This is a genomic window from Kitasatospora sp. NPDC056273 (assembly GCF_042268845.1).
Lineage (GTDB): Bacteria > Actinomycetota > Actinomycetes > Streptomycetales > Streptomycetaceae > Kitasatospora.
This window is the reverse complement of sequence record NZ_JBHJSJ010000028.1, coordinates 59,058-75,835: the sequence shown is the minus strand read 5'-3', so window position 1 is coordinate 75,835 and position 16,778 is coordinate 59,058. Positions and strand designations below refer to the sequence as shown.

At 74.3% G+C, this 16,778-nt stretch carries 14 protein-coding genes and 1 tRNA gene; 2 read left to right on the top strand and 13 right to left on the bottom strand.

What is annotated here, in order from left to right:
• Positions 1-52 precede the first annotated feature (52 nt).
• From ACFCY1_RS24020 to ACFCY1_RS23995, 6 genes are all read right to left on the bottom strand, one after another.
• Entirely contained in the window at positions 53-1,489 is a 1,437-nt protein-coding gene (locus tag ACFCY1_RS24020) for a glycosyltransferase 87 family protein (RefSeq protein ID WP_375876014.1), read from the bottom strand.
• A 128-nt stretch (positions 1,490-1,617) separates the two neighbouring features.
• The gene (locus ACFCY1_RS24015) at positions 1,618-3,177 is read right to left on the bottom strand and encodes an amino acid permease (protein ID WP_375876013.1); all 1,560 of its coding nucleotides are present in this window, start codon (positions 3,175-3,177) and stop codon (positions 1,618-1,620) included.
• 178 nt (positions 3,178-3,355) lie between these two features.
• Positions 3,356-4,864, bottom strand: coding sequence for a penicillin-binding transpeptidase domain-containing protein (locus tag ACFCY1_RS24010; RefSeq protein ID WP_082346127.1), 1,509 nt, complete (start codon positions 4,862-4,864; stop codon positions 3,356-3,358).
• Positions 4,864-6,195 carry an FtsW/RodA/SpoVE family cell cycle protein gene (locus ACFCY1_RS24005; protein WP_117489268.1) on the bottom strand — a complete coding sequence of 444 codons (1,332 nt, stop codon included), beginning with the start codon at positions 6,193-6,195 and terminating at the stop codon, positions 4,864-4,866. The genes ACFCY1_RS24010 and ACFCY1_RS24005 overlap by 1 nt, the downstream gene beginning before the upstream one ends.
• 186 nt (positions 6,196-6,381) lie before the next feature.
• Positions 6,382-7,068: an ABC transporter gene (locus tag ACFCY1_RS24000; protein WP_375876012.1), complete on the bottom strand. Its 687-nt coding sequence runs from the start codon at positions 7,066-7,068 to the stop codon at positions 6,382-6,384.
• Positions 7,065-7,916, bottom strand: coding sequence for an ATP-binding cassette domain-containing protein (locus ACFCY1_RS23995; protein ID WP_375876011.1), 852 nt, complete (start codon positions 7,914-7,916; stop codon positions 7,065-7,067). The genes ACFCY1_RS24000 and ACFCY1_RS23995 overlap by 4 nt, the downstream gene beginning before the upstream one ends.
• A 331-nt stretch (positions 7,917-8,247) precedes the next feature.
• Here ACFCY1_RS23995 and ACFCY1_RS23990 point away from each other — a divergent pair, with 331 nt between their 5' ends.
• Together ACFCY1_RS23990 and ACFCY1_RS23985 are read left to right on the top strand one after the other, a co-directional pair.
• Entirely contained in the window at positions 8,248-9,576 is a 1,329-nt protein-coding gene (locus tag ACFCY1_RS23990) for a VWA domain-containing protein (protein WP_074001269.1), read from the top strand.
• 2 nt (positions 9,577-9,578) lie between these two features.
• Positions 9,579-10,460 (top strand): peptidase, encoded by an 882-nt coding sequence (locus tag ACFCY1_RS23985; RefSeq protein WP_375876010.1) that lies wholly within the window; start codon positions 9,579-9,581, stop codon positions 10,458-10,460.
• 64 nt (positions 10,461-10,524) lie between these two features.
• On the opposite strand, the gene ACFCY1_RS23980 is transcribed toward ACFCY1_RS23985, so the two are convergent.
• The 7 genes from ACFCY1_RS23980 to moaC all read right to left on the bottom strand — a co-directional run bounded on the left by ACFCY1_RS23980 (position 10,525) and on the right by moaC (position 16,726).
• Positions 10,525-12,144, bottom strand: coding sequence for a DUF2079 domain-containing protein (locus ACFCY1_RS23980; protein WP_375876009.1), 1,620 nt, complete (start codon positions 12,142-12,144; stop codon positions 10,525-10,527).
• Between the two features lie 44 nt (positions 12,145-12,188).
• Positions 12,189-13,391 carry a glycosyltransferase 87 family protein gene (locus tag ACFCY1_RS23975; protein ID WP_375876008.1) on the bottom strand — a complete coding sequence of 401 codons (1,203 nt, stop codon included), beginning with the start codon at positions 13,389-13,391 and terminating at the stop codon, positions 12,189-12,191.
• A 351-nt stretch (positions 13,392-13,742) separates the two neighbouring features.
• A tRNA-Ala gene (locus ACFCY1_RS23970) sits at positions 13,743-13,816 on the bottom strand.
• A gap of 185 nt (positions 13,817-14,001) precedes the next feature.
• A complete protein-coding gene (locus ACFCY1_RS23965; protein ID WP_375876007.1) occupies positions 14,002-14,997 on the bottom strand; it encodes a hypothetical protein in 996 nt (331 codons plus the stop codon).
• Positions 14,998-15,147: 150 nt separating this feature from the next.
• Positions 15,148-15,732 carry a GNAT family N-acetyltransferase gene (locus ACFCY1_RS23960; protein ID WP_369808369.1) on the bottom strand — a complete coding sequence of 195 codons (585 nt, stop codon included), beginning with the start codon at positions 15,730-15,732 and terminating at the stop codon, positions 15,148-15,150.
• 38 nt (positions 15,733-15,770) lie between these two features.
• Positions 15,771-16,289, bottom strand: coding sequence for a molybdenum cofactor biosynthesis protein B (locus ACFCY1_RS23955; RefSeq protein WP_049660037.1), 519 nt, complete (start codon positions 16,287-16,289; stop codon positions 15,771-15,773).
• Positions 16,286-16,726, bottom strand: coding sequence for a cyclic pyranopterin monophosphate synthase MoaC (moaC, locus tag ACFCY1_RS23950; protein WP_241852779.1), 441 nt, complete (start codon positions 16,724-16,726; stop codon positions 16,286-16,288). Before moaC ends, ACFCY1_RS23955 begins: the two co-directional genes overlap by 4 nt.
• Positions 16,727-16,778: the final 52 nt, after the last annotated feature.

Genomic DNA, 16,778 nt, shown 5'->3' with positions numbered 1-16,778 from the left:
GCCCCCGCAAGCCCCCGCCCGCCCGGAGCCGGGCGGGCCGCCGACAGCCCGCTCAGCCTCGCGGCAGGGCGGGCTGCGGCCTTCCCCGCCGCACCCGGCCCGGCGGGACCGGGCGTCGGCTGCTCCAGCGCCGGGCCGCCAGCCGGGGCCAGATCACCAGCACCGCCGGCAGCGCCAGGTACCCGAACCGCCCGGCCGGGGCCAGCATGAAGGCGATCGCGAGCCCGGCGGCCAGCAGGTCGGCCGCGGCGATCGCGGAGACCGGCGGCCGGGCCAGCAGCCAGATCGCCACCGCGACCAGGGCCACGGTCATCAGCGCCAGCGAGATCGCGTGCCCGGTCGGCCCGAAGCCGGCCAGCACCTTGCCGGGCAGCGGGCTGCCCGCCGGGGTGCGGATCGCCGTCATCCCGAGCGGGAAGCGCACCACCTGTTCGCGCAGCGCGTCGGCCTGGGTCAGCGCGGAGGGCAGGATCACCAGCGCGCTCACCCCGACCCCGATCAGCGCGGTCCGGGCCGCCGGGCGCCGGCCGTACAGCCGCCAGAGCAGCAGGACGGCCACCGGCAGCGCGGGCCAGGCCGTCCACTTCAGGGTGCAGGCGAGGGCGAGCACCAGCCCGGCGGCGACCGTGCGGTCCCGCTCGGCGAGCGCCATGGCCAGGCAGCAGACGCCGATCAGCGGCAGGTCCACCCCGCCGACCACCAGGGCGAGCGCGATCAGCGGCGAGGCGGTGAGGACGGCCAGCGGCAGCAGCGGAGCGCGCCCGTCGCCGCCGCCGGGGCGGGCGGGCCGCAGCAGCCGCCAGGCGGCCAGCATGCAGACGAAGAAGGTCAGCGCGAACCAGATCCGGGCGTCCCCGGCGACCCGCGCGACGGCGGTGGAGTCGCCGAACAGCTGGCGCGGCATCCCGAACAGGGACATCGCCGGCAGGTACGGGTTGTAGTCGGTGACCACCGCCGGGTGCGGCAGGTACGCGGTGCCGGTGGTGAGCAGCAGGTGGGCCGAGCGTTCGACCACCATGACCTCGGACTGGTGGCGGCCCTGCAGGGCGAGCAGCCCGAGCGGCACCAGGACGGCCCCGACCAGGGCGACCGAGGCGGCCGCCTTGGCCGCGAAGCGGCGCGGCAGGGTCAGGCAGAGCACTCCGGCCAGCACGTAGCCGGGGGCCGCGATCAGGCCCCACTGCCGCTGGTTGGGCAGGTCGGAGACGAGCGGGAAGGCGGCGGCCCAGCCGGCCGCGACGAGGCAGCCGAGCAGGTGGACGGTCCGCGTCGAGGCGAGCCCGGCCAGCCGGGCGGTGTTCAGCCGGGCGGGCGTGGGCGGAAACGTGCTCTCGCCGCGCTGGCGGGGGAAGGGCCGGACGGAGAGGCCGCGCTGCGGCCGTCGTGGCCTGGACGGCGCCTCGGTCGTGGAGGTCTGGGCCGGCGTTCCGCCGCGGCCGGTGAAGCGGCCGCGCGGGCGGGGGTAGCCGGGCGTGCGGGTGCTCACCATGGTGGAAGGTTATGGGTGGGAGCCGGGCCCTGTCGCCATGGTGTCGGACACCGGACGGGCGTTGGCGTGAAAAGGGCCGCCGGACGCGGTGGCGGTCGGCGGCCCTTCACACGGGGTTTGCCTCCGGGTCAGCCGGCGGCGCTGTCCGAGGGCGCGGACTGCGGCTCGGCCTGCTCCAGTCGGGAGTGCTTGATGCTGTAGCCGAAGTAGACGACCACGGCGACGACGAGGGCGATCGCCCCGGCCCGGAAGGTGTCGGCGTGCAGGCCGGTGATCAGGTAGACGCAGAAGCCGACGCTGATCAGCGGGACGACGGGGTAGCCGGGCACCTTGAAGCCGCGTGGCAGGTCGGGCTGGGTGCGACGCAGCACGATCACGCCGATCGAGACCACCGAGAAGGCGATGAGCGTCCCGAGGCTGGTGATGTCGGCCAGGACCCGCAGCGGGATGAACGCGGCCAGCGCGCCGACGCCGAGGCCCACCACGACGGTGTTCCAGACCGGGGTGCCGCTGCGCGGGGAGAGCTTGGCGAAGCGCTTGGGCAGCATGCCGTCGCGGCCCATCGAGTACAGGATGCGGGTCTGGCCGTAGATCACCACGAGGGTGATGCTGAAGATCGAGACGATCGCGCCGATCGCGAAGACGATCGCGGGCCAGCTCTGGCCGGTGATGTCCTGGAGGATCTGGGCGAGGCCGGCCTCCTGGCCGTCGAACTTGGTCCACGGCTGGGCGCCGATGCCGGCCAGCGCGACCAGGATGTAGAGCAGGGTCACCACGACCAGCGAGATGATGATCGCCAGCGGCAGGGTGCGGCGCGGGTTCTTGACCTCCTCACCGGCGGTGGACACGGCGTCCAGGCCGATGAAGGAGAAGAAGATGCTGGACGCGGCGATCTGCACGCCGCTGATGCCGAGCGGCATGAACGGGGTCAGGTTGCCGGAGTGGAAGCCGGTGAGCGCGATGCCGATGAACATCAGCAGGATCGCGATCTTGATCGCGACCATCACCGCGTTGACCTTGACCGACTCGCTGACGCCGCGGATCAGCAGGAAGCAGACCATGAAGACCAGCAGCAGCGCCGGCAGGTTGAACCAGTGGCCGCTGTCCGGCGCCCCGGAGAGCTGCTCGGGGATCGTGACCCCGAAGGTCAGGTCGAGGAACTTGTTCAGGTACTCGGCCCAGGTCACCGCGATCGCGGAGGCGGAGACGCCGTACTCCATCAGCAGGCAGATGCCGACGGCGAAGGCGACGCCCTCGCCGAGGGTGGCGTAGGCGTAGGAGTACGAGGAGCCGGAGACCGGGATCGCGGAGGCCATCTCGGCGTAGCAGAGCGCGGTGAGTCCGGCGGTGACCGCGGCGATCACGAAGGACAGGATGACGGCCGGGCCGGCCGAGGGCACCGCGGTGTTCAGCACGAAGAAGATGCCGGTGCCGATGGTCGCGCCGATGCCGATCGAGGACAGCTGCCACAGGCCGATCGAGCGGCGCAGGTGGATGCCGGAGCGCCCGCCCTCCTCGGGCGCGCCGGCCGGGAGGACGTCCTCGCCTTCGGTCTCGGCGATCAGTGTCGAGACGGGCTTGCGTCGCAGCAGACGCGCACCGATGGTGTTGCTGGCCAAAACCACGGTCCTTCTGGGCGGGGGAGGGTGTCCTTGCAGTCGGTCACCCGACGTGCCAGGGGGTGTCATCGGGGACCAACCGAACAAACATGGGACAGTACCCCGCGAAAGCACCAGTGTCGCAAACGAACAGTCCCAACCAGCGCATTGTACGAATCGGCGCATATCGATGTACAAACCGGACACTTCGTAAACGGCGCATCCTCCGCCCGGTCGCTAAAGCAGCAGCTCAGCGCACCTGCGGAGATCATCCGCCGAGCACCGCCCGCATCACCGACCGGGCGATCGGCGCCGCCAGCGCGCCTCCCGTGACGTCCGTGGCCCCGCTGTCCTCGACCACCACGGCGACCGCCACCGGCGGCACCGCGTCCGAGCCGGCCGGCGCCGCCCAGGCGATGAACCAGGCGTACGGCGTCCCGCTGTTGCCCACCCCGTGCTGGGCCGTCCCGGTCTTGCCGCCGACCACCGCCCCGGCGATCCGGGCGTTGCCGCCGGTGCCGTTCTCCACCACGCCGGTCATCAGCCCGCGCACCTGCCCGGCCACCGCCGGGGTCATCGCCCGCCGGTACACGGCCGGCTTCATCAGCTGCACCGTGGTGCCGTCGCTCCTGGTCAGCCGGTCCACGAGCTGTGGCCGCATCACCGTCCCGTCGTTGGCCACCCCAGCCGCGACCATCGCCATCGTCAGCGGGGTGGCCGCCGTGTCGAACTGCCCGATCGAGGAGAGCGCCAGCTGCGACTCGTCCATCCGGGTGTCGAAGTTCGACCGGGCAGCCCGCACCGGGACGTCCAGCCTCGCGTCGTTGAAGCCGAGGTTCCCGGCCATCTCGGCCATCCGGTCCAGCCCGGTCCGCACCCCCAGGTAGCCGAGCACGCTGTTGCAGCTGGCGGTCATCGCGGCGGCCAGCGACAGGTCGGCCCGGTCGCAGGCCGGGGTGTCGTTGACCAGCGGCGTGGTCGTGCCGGGCAGCACGTACGGGAAGGGCGCCCCGGTCGGCGCGGCCGGGTCGGTGACCACCCCGGCCGCCAGCGCGGCCGCGGCGGTGACCACCTTGAAGGTCGAACCCGGCGGGTAGGTCTGGCGCAGCGCCCGGTTGAGCATCGGCTGGTCGGCGTCGGCCTGCAGCCGGTTCCAGGCCTCCTGGTCGTCGGCGCCGTACCCGGCGAAGGAGCCCGGGTCGTAGGAGGGCGTGCTGGCCAGCGCCAGGATCCGCCCGGTGGCCGGCTCGATCGCGGCGACCGCGCCCTTCTGGTCGCCGAGCCCGCGCATCGCGGCCTGCTGCGCGGCCCGGTTCAGCGTGGTGTGGACGTCCCCGCCGGGGTTCTGCCGGCGGGAGACGGCGTCCCAGACCGACCAGCCCGCCAGCCGGCCGTCGGTGCCGGTCAGCAGCTCGTCCTCGGTCCCCTCCAGCTGGGTGGTGCCGTACGCCTGCGAGGCGAAGCCGGTGACCGCCGCGTAGGTCGGGCCGTCGGTGTAGCCGCGCTTGTACGCGTACCGGCCGCCGGTCGGCTCGGAGCCGGTCACCGGGTCCGGGCCGACCAGGATGTCGCCGCGCGGCTGGGCGTACCGCTCGACGGTGAGCCGCTGGTTGGCGCTGTTGCGGTCGAGGTCCTGCGCCTGGAACACCTGCACCCGGGTGGCCTGCACGCACAGCGCCGCGACCAGCAGCAGGCAGAAGGTGCCCGCCCGGCGCCCGGTGACCGAGATGCCGGGCAGCCCCTGCGGGCCGTTGCCCCTGGCCCGGACGCGCGCCATCAGACCTCCCCGGTCACGGGCCGGCGGGCGTCGTCGCTCATCCGCACGAGCAGCGCGACGATGATCCAGTTGGTGACCACCGAGGAGCCGCCCTGGGCGATGAACGGCATGGTCATCCCGGTCAGCGGGATCAGCGCGAGCACCCCGCCCGCCACCACGAACACCTGGAGGCCGACGATCGCGGCCAGCCCGATCGCCAGCAGCCGCCCGAACGGGTCGCGCAGCGCGATGCCGGTCCGGAAGCCCCGCGAGACCAGCGCCGCGTACAACAGGAACACCGCGGTCAGCCCGGTCAGCCCGAGCTCCTCGCCGATCGTGGCGAGGATGAAGTCCGACTTGGCGGCGAAGCCGATCAGCACCGAGTGCCCGTTGCCGAGCCCGGTGCCCAGCTCGCCGCCCCAGGCGAAGGCGAACAGCGACTGGGCGATCTGGTTGGCGCCCCGGCCCGCCTCGATCGAGCCCAGCGGGTCCAGCCAGTCCGCGACCCGGCTGTGCACGTGCGGCGAGAGCCAGCCCACCGTCACCGCCCCGACGGCGGCCAGGCCCAGGCCGATCGCGATCCAGCCGGTGCGCGCGGTCGCCACGTAGAGCATCACCACGAACAGGCCGAAGAACAGCAGCGAGGTGCCGAGGTCGGTCTCCAGCACCAGGACGCCGACGAACGCCGCCCAGATCAGCAGCACCGGCCCGAGCACCCGCCCGCGCGGCAGCTGCCAGCGCCAGACCCGGCGGCCGGTCAGCGCCAGCGCGTCCCGGTGCACCGCCAGGTACGCGGCGAAGAAGACCGCCAGCAGGATCTTGGCGAACTCCCCCGGCTGGAAGGAGAGCGGCCCGACCACGACCCAGATCCGGGAGCCGTACACCGGCGGGAAGAAGATCGGCAGCACCAGCAGGACCAGCGCCACCAGCGCCCCGACGTACGCGTAGCGCCGCAGCCGCCGGTGGTCGCGCACCAGCAGCACCACCGCGATGAACAGCGCCACCCCCAGCGCCGACCAGAGCAGTTGGGTGGAGGCGGCGCCGCGCCCCGGGGTGGCCCGGTCGAGCCGGTAGATCACCACCAGCCCGATCCCGTTCAGCAGCACCGCGATCGGCAGCAGCAGCGGGTCCGCGTACCGGGCCCGCCACCGGACCACGGCGTGCGCCGCCAGGGCGAGCACGCCCAGCGCGGCGCCGTACTCGGCCGCGTCGGCCGGGACGTGGCCGTCCAGGTTGACGCCGACCTCGACGTAGCCGAACACGGCGATCAGGACGGCGCCGACCACCAGGACGAGCTCGGTGGTGCGCCTGGTCGGCACCGGCCGGCTCGGCCCGGCGGCGGATCTCGGCACGGCGGAGGGTGTCGCCACGGACCGTCCTGGGGGTCGCGGTCTAGCGGGGAGGGTCCGGGCGCCGGTGCGGCGGCGCCCGTGTCCCGGTTCGTCACCCTAACGAGTGCTATCCGTATTTTTGACACTCCGCCACGGTGTGTCCGCCGATGCCCGAATCACCCGGGCCCGCCGATCCGCCCCCGGCCCTCACTCCGGCCGCCGCCCGGCCAACGCCGCCACCCCCGCGCCGACCGCCGCCAGCAGGACGGCGGCGGCCAGCAGGCTCGGCCACGGCACCGCGACCCGGCCGGTCCGGGCCGCCGACACCAGCCCGCGCACCGCCGCGTTGGCCGGCGAGGCCGGCACCACCAGCAGCAGCGTGGCCAGCCCCAGCGCCGCCGGGATGCCGTACTGCGCGTGGACCAGCACCGGACGGTTCGCCACCGCCCCGGCCAGCACCCCCAGCAGCGCGCAGACCACGGAGGCCACCAGCCCGGCCAGCACCGCCGGCCCGGTCCCCGGTTCCTGCCGCGCCCCCTGACCGACCACCGGCCCGCTGGTCCACCAGACCGCCGCCACCTGACCGACCGCCAGCACCAGCGACACCGTCAGCGCCGCCAGCAGCGCCCCCAGGTGGACCCGGACCGGGCCCGCCGCCGCCACCAGGCAGGCCCGCGAGGCCGGCGGCTCCGCGCTCAGCGCACTGCGCACGTACCAGGCGCTCACCGGCAGCAGCACCCCCGCGCCGAAGCCGAGGCCGCCCAGCAGCGGGTCCCCCGCCGCCACCCCGACCACCAGCAGCACCGCGTACGCCAGGAACGGCGGCAGCCAGGCGTGCGAGCGCAGCAGCAGCTCCAGGTGGTACCGGGTCAGCGCACCGATCCGCGCCGTCACCGCTCCCCCTCCTCGCGCCGACGCACCGCCAGCACCCGGACGGCCGGGCGGCCCAACAGCAGCCGGCGCAGCAGCGCGTCCGAGTGCGCGGCCGGCACCGCCAGCCGCACCGCCGTCCCGGCCAGCGCGGTGACCTCCGGCGCCCCCGGCAGCGCCGTGGGCAGCGGGGCGCCGTCCGGGACGTCCACCTCGACCTCCATCACCGGGCCGCCCGCCGCCGGTTCCGGCACCCCGTCCTCGACCGGCCGCAGCACGCCGTCCGCACCGACCCGGTACGCGGCGCTGGTCAACCCGGCCAGCCGGGCCGGGTCGTGGTCGACGAACAGCACCGTGCCGCCCGCCGCCGCCCGCTCGGCGGCGGCCTCGTCCAGCACCGCCCGGGCCTCCGGGTCCAGCCCGGTCCACGCCTCGTCCAGCAGCAGCACCCGCGCCTCGGGGAGCAGCGCCTGGGCGACCGCGACCTTCTGGCAGGTGCCCTTCGACAGCCGGCTCAACGGCGTGCCCGCCCGGTCCGCGACACCGAACCGGTCCAGCAGCTCCCCCGCCCGCCGCCGCGCCCACTCCGCCGACAGCCCGTGCACCCGCCCCACCCGCAGCAGGTAGGAGGCGGCGTCGAAGGGCAGCGCCGGCGGGAAGCGCTCGGGCACGTACGCCGCCGGGCCGGGCCGCGCCACCCGCCCCGTGCTCGGACGCTCGATCCCGGCGACCAGCCGCAGCAGCGTCGACTTGCCGCTCCCGTTCCGCCCGGCGATCCGCACCAGCTCGCCCGGCCCGACCGCCAGATCGACCCCGCGCAGGATCCACCGCTCCCGCCGCCCGTACCGCTTGCCGACCGCCGTCAGCTCCATCGCTCCCCCGCTCCCGATCCGTCCCGAGAGGAAGGCTATCCAGGCCGCGTAAGGCCGCTGTGAAAGCACGGATTCCCAAGCTGTGCGCCGGAGTTCACGCCGGAGCTGGTCGAAGCACGATCCGGGCCCGTTTCGCCATGGCGAACTGATGATCCCCAGGGCGTGTCCGACAATTGGCGTCGGATCAGGGCGCGGCGTCGGGGTGCGTGCATCGCAAGGCGGAGGAGGGAGTCCATGCGGAGCATCGGCGACCGACGACAACGCGGCGAGGTGCGTGCACCGGCGTCGCGCACCCGGCGGGAATTGTCGGACACGCCCTAGGATCGGCCGGGTGACTACCGGACGACGACCACAGACCAGGCTCGGCAGCCTGCTGGCAGCAGTGGCGATAACGGGCGCCTCGCTGCTCCTCGGCCTGCCCGCCCACGCCGACGAACCATCAGCCGGCGCCGCTCCCGCGACCAAGGAGGCGCCCCGGGTCGACCTCGTCCTGGACGTCAGCGGCTCCATGCGCGAGGCGGACATCCAGGGCAAGAGCCGCATCGCGGTGGCCCAACAGTCGCTGAACGAGGTGATCGACGCGCTGCCCGCGGAGACCGAGTTCGGCATCCGCACCCTGGGGGCGAACTACCCCGGCAACGACAAGGCCCAGGGCTGCCAGGACACCAAGCAGCTGTACCCGGTCGGCAAGACCAACAAGGTCGAGGCCAAGACCGCCGTCGCCACCCTGCGCCCCACCGGCTGGACCCCGATCGGCCTGGCGCTGCGCGGCGCCGCCCAGGACCTCGGCAAGGGCGAGACCACCCGCCGGGTGGTGCTGATCACCGACGGCGAGGACACCTGCACCCCGCCCGACCCCTGTGACGTCGCCCGCGAACTCGCCTCCCAGGGCATCCACCTGGTGGTCGACACCCTGGGCCTGGCCCACGACGACAAGACCCGCCAGCAGCTGCTCTGCATCGCCAACGCGACCGGCGGCACCTACACCGACGTCCGCACCCAGGAGCAGCTCACCGACAAGGTGAAGCAGCTGGTCGACCGCTCCAACGACACCTACACGGTGACCCCGGTCAAGACCACCGGCACCGACAAGTGCGAGAGCGCCCCGGTGCTCGCCCCGGGCGTCTACACCGACCGCGAGAAGTTCTCCGAGCACCGCGTCTACAAGGTCCCGGTCAAGTCCGGCCAGGAGCTGCGCGCCTCGGTCAGCGTCGCCCTCGACCGCCCGGTGGCCCGGGACTACGGGGTGCTGCTCCAGGCCACCAGCGCGACCGGCCAGGAACTGGTCCGCGGCACCGACGCCGGCAGCAGCCGCACCGACGTGGTCTCCACCGGCCTGCGCTGGTCCACCGACGACTCCAAGGGCTACGTCACCGCGAGCCCCACGGCCACCAAGGACTCCAAGGAGAAGCCGGAGACCACGGTCTGCCTGGTCGTCAGCAACTCGCTGGCCCCGCAGGCCGGCGTGCTGGCCGACCCCGGCCTGCCGCTGGAGCTGACCGTCGACCTGGCCTCCGCCTCGCCCGCCCCGGAGGGCGCCGCGATGGGCCTCGGCCGCGGCTGGATCCTGCTGCTCACCCTCACCCTGGCCGGCCTGGCCTTCGGTCTGGTCTTCGGCTGGATCGCGCGCTGGCGCATCGCCGTCTGGCGGGAGAACTGACCATGCGTACGACGATCCGCGGCGCCCTCGCCGCCCTCGCCCTGCTGCCCGCCCTGGCCCTGAGCGCCCTGGGCGCCCCGGCCGCCTCGGCCGCCTCGCCGTCCCCCTCGGCCAGTGCGAGCGGCACCCCGGCCCCGGCCACCAAGGCCGGCACCTCCTTCCTGACCGCGGTCAACCTCTCGCCCAACCAGGACGCCAACGTCTCCGTCTCCACCGGTGACTACCTGTACTGGGCGTTCGGCGCCGCCGAGGGCCAGACCCCGACGGTCAACCTGACCGTCGGCCTGGCCCCCTCGGCCGACCGGCACGGCCCGCAGACCTGGTCCGTCGAGGTCTTCGACGGGCTGCGCCGCCGCCAGGCGTGCACCGCCGGCACCCAGAACGCCACCGCCGAGCAGAGCGCCGGCTCGCTGGCGCTGAACTGCACCCTGCGCGAGGTCCGCACCTGGGCCGAGCCGTGGTCCGGCGACCCGCTGCCCGGCACCTACTACGTGCGGCTGTCGGTCAGCGACGTCCCGCAGCCGGACCTCGGCCTGGCCTCCTCGGTGCAGCTGCACGTCGCCGCCAAGGGCGACGCGGACAACGCCCAGCCGGAGGGCGGCGAGCTGAAGGCCCCGCTGGTCCCGCCGGCCGGCGGCGGCGCGAGCACGGCCAAGGCGGCCGCCCCGGTGGCCCAGGAGGAGCACTGGTACACCGGCTGGTTCTCCGGCTGGAACAGCCGCTGGTACTGGACGATCGGCGGCGGCTTCCTGGCCGCGCTGGCCGGCATCCTCGGCTACCGGCTGACCCGGCACCCGCGCGGCCACCGGCCCGGCCACTACGGCGCCGTCCCGTCCCAGGGCTCCCACCAGAGCGGCCACTACACCGGCTCGGACCGCCCCTGACCCGCCCCGGAGGGCCGGCCGGACGTCGTTCCGGCCGGCCCTCCGGCGTGTTCGGGCCCCGCGCTCAGCCGCGGAACAGGTTGTGTCCGACGTCGGTCGGGACCTCGTCCTGGACCGGCTTGCTGCCCGGCCCCGGCACGTGCTCGCCGGGGATCGGCTCGTCGCCCTCCCGGTGCAGCAGCACGACCCCGTCCTCGGCCCACAGCTGCCGGTAGCCGTGCGCCAGCAGCAGCTGGATCCGCTCGGCCTGCTCCTTGTCCGTCTTGAACGGGAAGGACCGCTTGTCGCCCCGGGTGAGCACGTACTCGCGCCCGCGCGGTGTGCCGTCCACCAGCACCACGTCCGTCCGGGCGGTCAGCCGCGGCGCGATCTGGTTGTCCGCCTCGACGGACGCCCCGTCCGGGATCAGCGCGGCCGCCCGGACCAGCGCCGCCTCGCTCGGCTTGGGCGCCCAGGAGGACGGCAGGACCAGCGGCACCAGCCCGATCGGCACCGCGGCCACCAGCGCGATGCCGGCCGCGCCGAGGCCCAGCCGGCGGGCCCGCCGCAGGCTCCGCTCCGGCCGCCCGGTGGCGCTCAGCCGGCCCAGCACCTCGATCGCGGCGGTGAGCAGGACCGGCCACAGCAGCGAGTCGTAGTGCCGGGCGATCGACCAGTGGTTGGGGTTGCTGGACAGGATCCGTTCGGCCAGCAGCGGCACCGCGCACAGCACGGTGGCCGAGCGCAGCGGCAGCAGCAGCATGGTGCCGAACAGCCACAGCAGCAGCAGCGGCTTGAGCGGCTGGTCGAAGGCGGCCTGCACCAGCAGGAACGGGTCGTGCAGCAGGTTGCGCAGCGCGTCGCCGCCGTCCGCGCCGAGCGAGCCGTAGTTCCAGTAGTAGCCCGGTTCCCCGCCCATCGCCGGGATCAGCCAGGTGATGGCGGCGGCCGAGGCGACCGGCCCGCCCAGCAGCAGTCCCAGCCCGGTGCGGCGGCCCGCCCGGTCGTCGGTGCGGCGGGTGCGCAGCAGCAGCACCAGCCCGTACGCCCCGACCAGCAGGCCGAGGTCCTCCTTGGTGCAGCACAGCAGCAGGGCGGCGAGCAGCACCGTGCCGTACCGGCGGGCCAGCCCGCGCTCCAGCATCAGCAGGGTCAGCGGGACCGCGAAGGCGACCTCGTGGAAGCCCACCCGGGCGGCGACCAGCAGCGGCCAGCCGAGCCCGTAGACCAGGCCGGCCAGGTCGGCGGCCCGGCGGGCGGTGCGCGGCTCGGCGCCGGCGAAGGCGTACCCGGCGATCCGCCGGATCAGCGGCACGCCGGCCGCGAACAGCAGCGCCTGTCCGATGATCAGCGAGCGCGGGTCGTCCCAGATCCAGTACAGCGGCGCGAGCAGCGCCAGCACCGGCGAGAAGTGGTCGCCCAGCAGCGAGAAGCCGGGCGGGAACTCGTGGTGGAAGCTCTTCAGCGTCGAGACGGGCAGCCCGAAGTGGGCGTAGCCGCGGACACCCTGGTCGAAGATGCCGAGGTCGAAGCCGCCGAGCGAGACGGACGTCCAGCCCTGCAGGCCGATGGCGCAGGTCACCGCGAAGCAGAGCGCGGTGAGCAGCGCGGTGCGCCGGGCGGGGCCGAGCAGGACGGCCGCGGCCATCCGGCGGACGGCGGGCCCGGCGGCGGCCGGCGGCGGGGGTGCGGTCTGGGTGGTCACGTCTGGTCTGGTCCGTCCGGTCTGGGGTCCGTGGGTCCGGTCCGTCAGGTCCGGTTCGTCAGCGCGGGGTCGCGGTCCAGCCTGGCGGTCAGCAGGGTCAGGGCCCCGCCGCCGGCGGCGTCCACGGCCTGCCGCCGGGCGCGGTACAGCCGCACGCCCAGGACGACCAGGACGGCGATCGCGATCGGCGGGTAGATCGCGCCGGGCAGCTGCCAGTACCAGGCGACCCCGCGGCCCCAGCGGTGCGGCACCGCCCACATCACGTGGGAGAGGAAGACCGCCGCGGTCACGCCGAACAGCACCCGCCGGGCCGTGGTCCTGGCCTCCACCGCCAGCAGGGCGAGCAGCGGGATACACCAGACCCAGTGGTGGGTCCAGCTGATCGGCGAGACCAGCAGCGCGGTGAGCGCGGCGCAGACCGCGCCCCAGGCGTCGGCCCGCCGCAGCACCCGCGCCGAGCGGCCGGCCAGTACCGCCACCCCGAGCCCGAACACCGCGACCAGCGCCGAGGCGACGACCCCGACCAGGCCGGGGTCGTTGACGTCGAGCAGCCGGCAGACGGCGCCGCGCAGCGACTGGTTGTCCACCAGGACGGTCACGCCGACCCGGCTCGGGTCCCAGAGGTAGGTGGTCCAGAACCCGTACGAGGCGTCGGGCAGGAGGGCCCAGCCGATCAGGCCCGCCGCCAGGAAGGTGCCGGCCGAGACGAAGGCGGCCCGGACCCGGCCGGTCAGGAACAGGTAGACGGCGAACAGGCCCGGGGTGATCTTGATGGCGGTGGCCAGGCCGATGCCCACGCCCTTGAGGCGGTGGCTGTCCGGCCGGGTCAGGTCCCACAGGACCAGGCAGAGTATGCCGAGGTTGACCTGGCCGTACTGGAAGGTGGTGAAGACCGGCTCCAGCCAGACGCCGAGGCCGGTGGCCAGGACCACCACGGCCGCGCGGTGCTGCTTCGGCCAGCCGGCCAGCTTGAGCGACAGGTGCACGGCCGCGGCGAGCAGCGCGTAGTTGAGGAGCATCACCAGGACGCGCAGGGTGCTCACGTCGAACCAGGTGCTCGGCACGAAGAGCATCGCCGCGAACGGCGGGTAGGTGGCCGGCAGGTCCCAGCCGGGCAGCCGCATCGCGTACAGGTCCTCGCCGCGGACCACCGCCTGGCCCTCGGCCCGGTAGACCAGCATGTCGACCATGGTGGCCCCGTGGACGTGCCGGAACCAGGCGAACACCGCCAGTGAAACCGCCGCCACACAGGCCGCCGGAAGGGTCCAGGAATTCGGCCTTCCGGTTTCCGCCGCGTCGCCGGACCCTTCCGGACCGGACCGCCGCACCCACCGTTTCAGACCGAACTCGCGCACCGCGATGGCACCCCGTCGAGATAGACCAGATCGTTCCCTCGTCGCCGTCTGGGCCCACCCACCATAACCGACCCCCCTGAGCCCCAAACCGCGTCAGAAACGGGCCCGGAGGGGCGATGTGACCCCCCTCACAACGGGCCCCGGGTCGGGGTCGGCACCGGGCCTGGACCCCAAAACGCGAAATCCCGCCGGGAGTTGCCTCCCGGCGGGATTTCGTCGACCGGCCGGAGCCGGTCTGTTGGGTGGAGCTGAGGGGATTCGAACCCCTGACCCCCTCGATGCGAACGAGGTGCGCTACCGGACTGCGCCACAGCCCCAACGAGAAGAAACTCTAGCACCTTTCGGAGGGGGTCCGTGACCACCCCCGGATCACGGTGCCGGCCGGGGTGGCCAGGGGCTCGCCCCGAACGCGGACCGCCCCGCCCGCGGTGGCGGGCGGGGCGGCATCGGGCGGGTGCGTCGCGGCGTACGGGCGGGGCCGGGGGCCGGCCCCCGGCCCCCGTCACTCGTTGGCCGCGCGCGGGCGCGACTCGGGAGCCTGGGGCTCGGCGTACTGGTCGAAGAGCGGGGTCTTGCGGGACTCGGCGGGGCGCCCGGCGGTCCAGGTGCCGGGGGCCGACAGGTCGAGGCCGCGGGAGACCCGGGGGGCGACCGGGGCGGTCACGTAGGTCGGCAGCGGGACGGGCACCGGCTCCCAGGAGTCCGGCCCGGCCGCGCCGCGCTCGCGCATGCCGTCGACCCACTCCTCGTGCTCGGTCGCCTCGGCCACTGCGGAGGCGGAGGGCACCGAGACGGTGGCCTGCTCGGGGTCGGCGGCCAGCCGCAGGTGGGAACGGCGCGCGGGCCGCTCCCCGACGGGCGCGGCCGGGGCCGGCTCCGCGGCGGGGGCCTCGGCCGGGGCGCCGGCCGGCGGCCGGGCCTCGGCGCGCTGCTGCTCGCGCTTGCGCAGCCGCTCGGCGGCCTGGGCGGCCCGGACCCGGTCGAGCTTCACCTCGTACCGCTGGCGCTCCAGCCGGCGCAGGTGGCCGATGTACAGGGTGAGGAGGACCGCCGGGACCGCCGGGACCCAGAGGAAGGCGAGTCCGGCCACCGCGGCGACCACCGCGCCGAGCGCGAAGGAGAGGAAGAGGGCGGTGACCATCCGGCGCCGGCGGGCCAGCAGCCGCGCCCGGCGCTCGGTGCCGGCCCGCGGTTCGGGGCCCGGCCGCTCGGCCGGGCGCTGCACCGGGGGTTCGGGCTCCCGTGCGGGGTCGCCGGAGGCGGTCTCGTCCCGTTCGGGAGGACCGTCGTCGCTCTGCTCGTCACGCGGTTCGTCACCCAGGGCCCGGGCTGCCCGCCGCTCCAGCCCCGAACGCCCGGCCAGCAGGCGGATGGCGGTGCTGAAGCGTTCCGTCGGGCGCGCCTCGTTGAGTTCGTCCTGCCTGCGGAGCCACATCGGCACCAGATAGGCGGCCCAGGCCCCTACGATGACGGCGTAGATAAGGCCGCTACTGCTCACGATTCACACCGTACGGGCGCTGGGGAAGGCCTGGCAGCAATTTGGTGCGGCGTGTCGTGTGATCAAGCTGATTCTCCGACTATTTTGCCGCTATTTGTGCGGGTCCGGTGCCCCGACGATGCCATATCGATATTTCTTTCGAACATACATTCAATTACGTGTCCCGCGCCCGGAACTGAGCGCGCGCCAGCGCTCCAGCATCCCCTCCGGGACCTCCTCGTCGGTCAGCGCGTAGACGAGGTGGTCGCGCCAGTCGCCGTCGATGTGGAGATAGCGCGGACGGATTCCCTCCGAGCGGAAGCCGAGCTTTTCCACCACCCGTCGGCTCGGGCCGTTCTCCGGGCGGATGCAGACCTCGATCCGGTGCAGTCCGAGCGTGCGGAAGCAGTAGTTCACCGAAAGGGCCACGGCGGTCGGGATGATGCCCCGGCCGGCCACCTCCTCGTCCACCCAGTACCCGATGTTCGCCGAGCACATCGATCCCCAGGTGATCCCGCCGACGGTCAACTGGCCGACCAGCTGGCCCTTGTGGACCACGACGAAGGGCAGCATCCGGCCGGCCGAGGCCTCGCCGCGCAGGAAGCGGACCATCTGCCGGTAGGTCGGCCGGGCGCCGGCCGCCTGGCCCGCCGGGCCGGGCGGCACGGTGGCCTCCCAGCGGCGCAGCCAGTCCCGGTTGCGGCGGCTCACCTCCTGCCACTCGCGCTGGTCGCGGGCCCGGATGGGGCGCAGCACGACCTCACCCTCGTGGAGTTCTACCGGCCAGCCGGCGTTCAGTGCCCTCTCCTGGATGCTGGAGCCCCGGGTGCCGGGGCGTCGGTCCGGGGGTGGTCCCCGCCGCCGAGCTGGTCGACGGCGTGGGCGAGCAGCGGCTCCAGGACGGCGAGGCCGTCCCTGACGCCGCCGGTCGAGCCCGGCAGGTTGACGATCAGGGTACGTCCGGCGAGGCCGGCGAGCCCGCGGGAGAGCGCCGAGGTCGGCACCTTCTCCCGGCCGTACGCACGGACGGCCTCGGCGATGCCGGGGACCTGGCGGTCGATCACCCGGGCGGTCATCTCGGGGGTGAGGTCCATCGGCGAGATGCCGGTGCCGCCGGTGGTCAGCACCACGTCGTAGCCGGCCGCGACGGCCTCGCGCAGCACGGCCTCCACCGGCTCGCCGTCCGGGACGACCCGGGGGCCGTCGGCGGTGAAGCCCATCGCGGTCAGGCCGGCCACCAGCAGCGGGCCGCCCCGGTCCTCGTAGACCCCGGCCGAGGCCCGGTTGGAGACGGTGACCGCCAGGGCCCTCACTGCGCCACCTCCGGGGCGAACCAGTCGCCGCTCTTGCCGCCGGTCTTGCTCAGCACCCGGACGGACTCGATCGTGGCGCCCTTGTCCACCGCCTTGACCATGTCGACGACGGTCAGCCCGGCCACCGCGACGGCGGTCAGCGCCTCCATCTCGACGCCGGTGCGGTCGGCGGTCTTCACGGTGGCGGTGATCTCGACCGCGTCGTCCGCGACGGCGAGGTCGACCTTGACGCCGGAGACCGCGATCGGGTGGCAGAGCGGGATCAGCTCCGGGGTCTTCTTGGCGCCCATGATCCCGGCGATCCGGGCCACCGCGAGGGCGTCGCCCTTGGGCACGCCCTCGCCGCGCAGCAGGTGGACCACCTGCGGGGAGACCCGCACCCGGCCGGCCGCCACGGCGGTGCGCGCGGTGGCGGCCTTCTCGGACACGTCGACCATCCGGGCCGCGCCCTGGTCGTCGACGTGGGTGAGGCGGTCGCCGGGGGGAGGT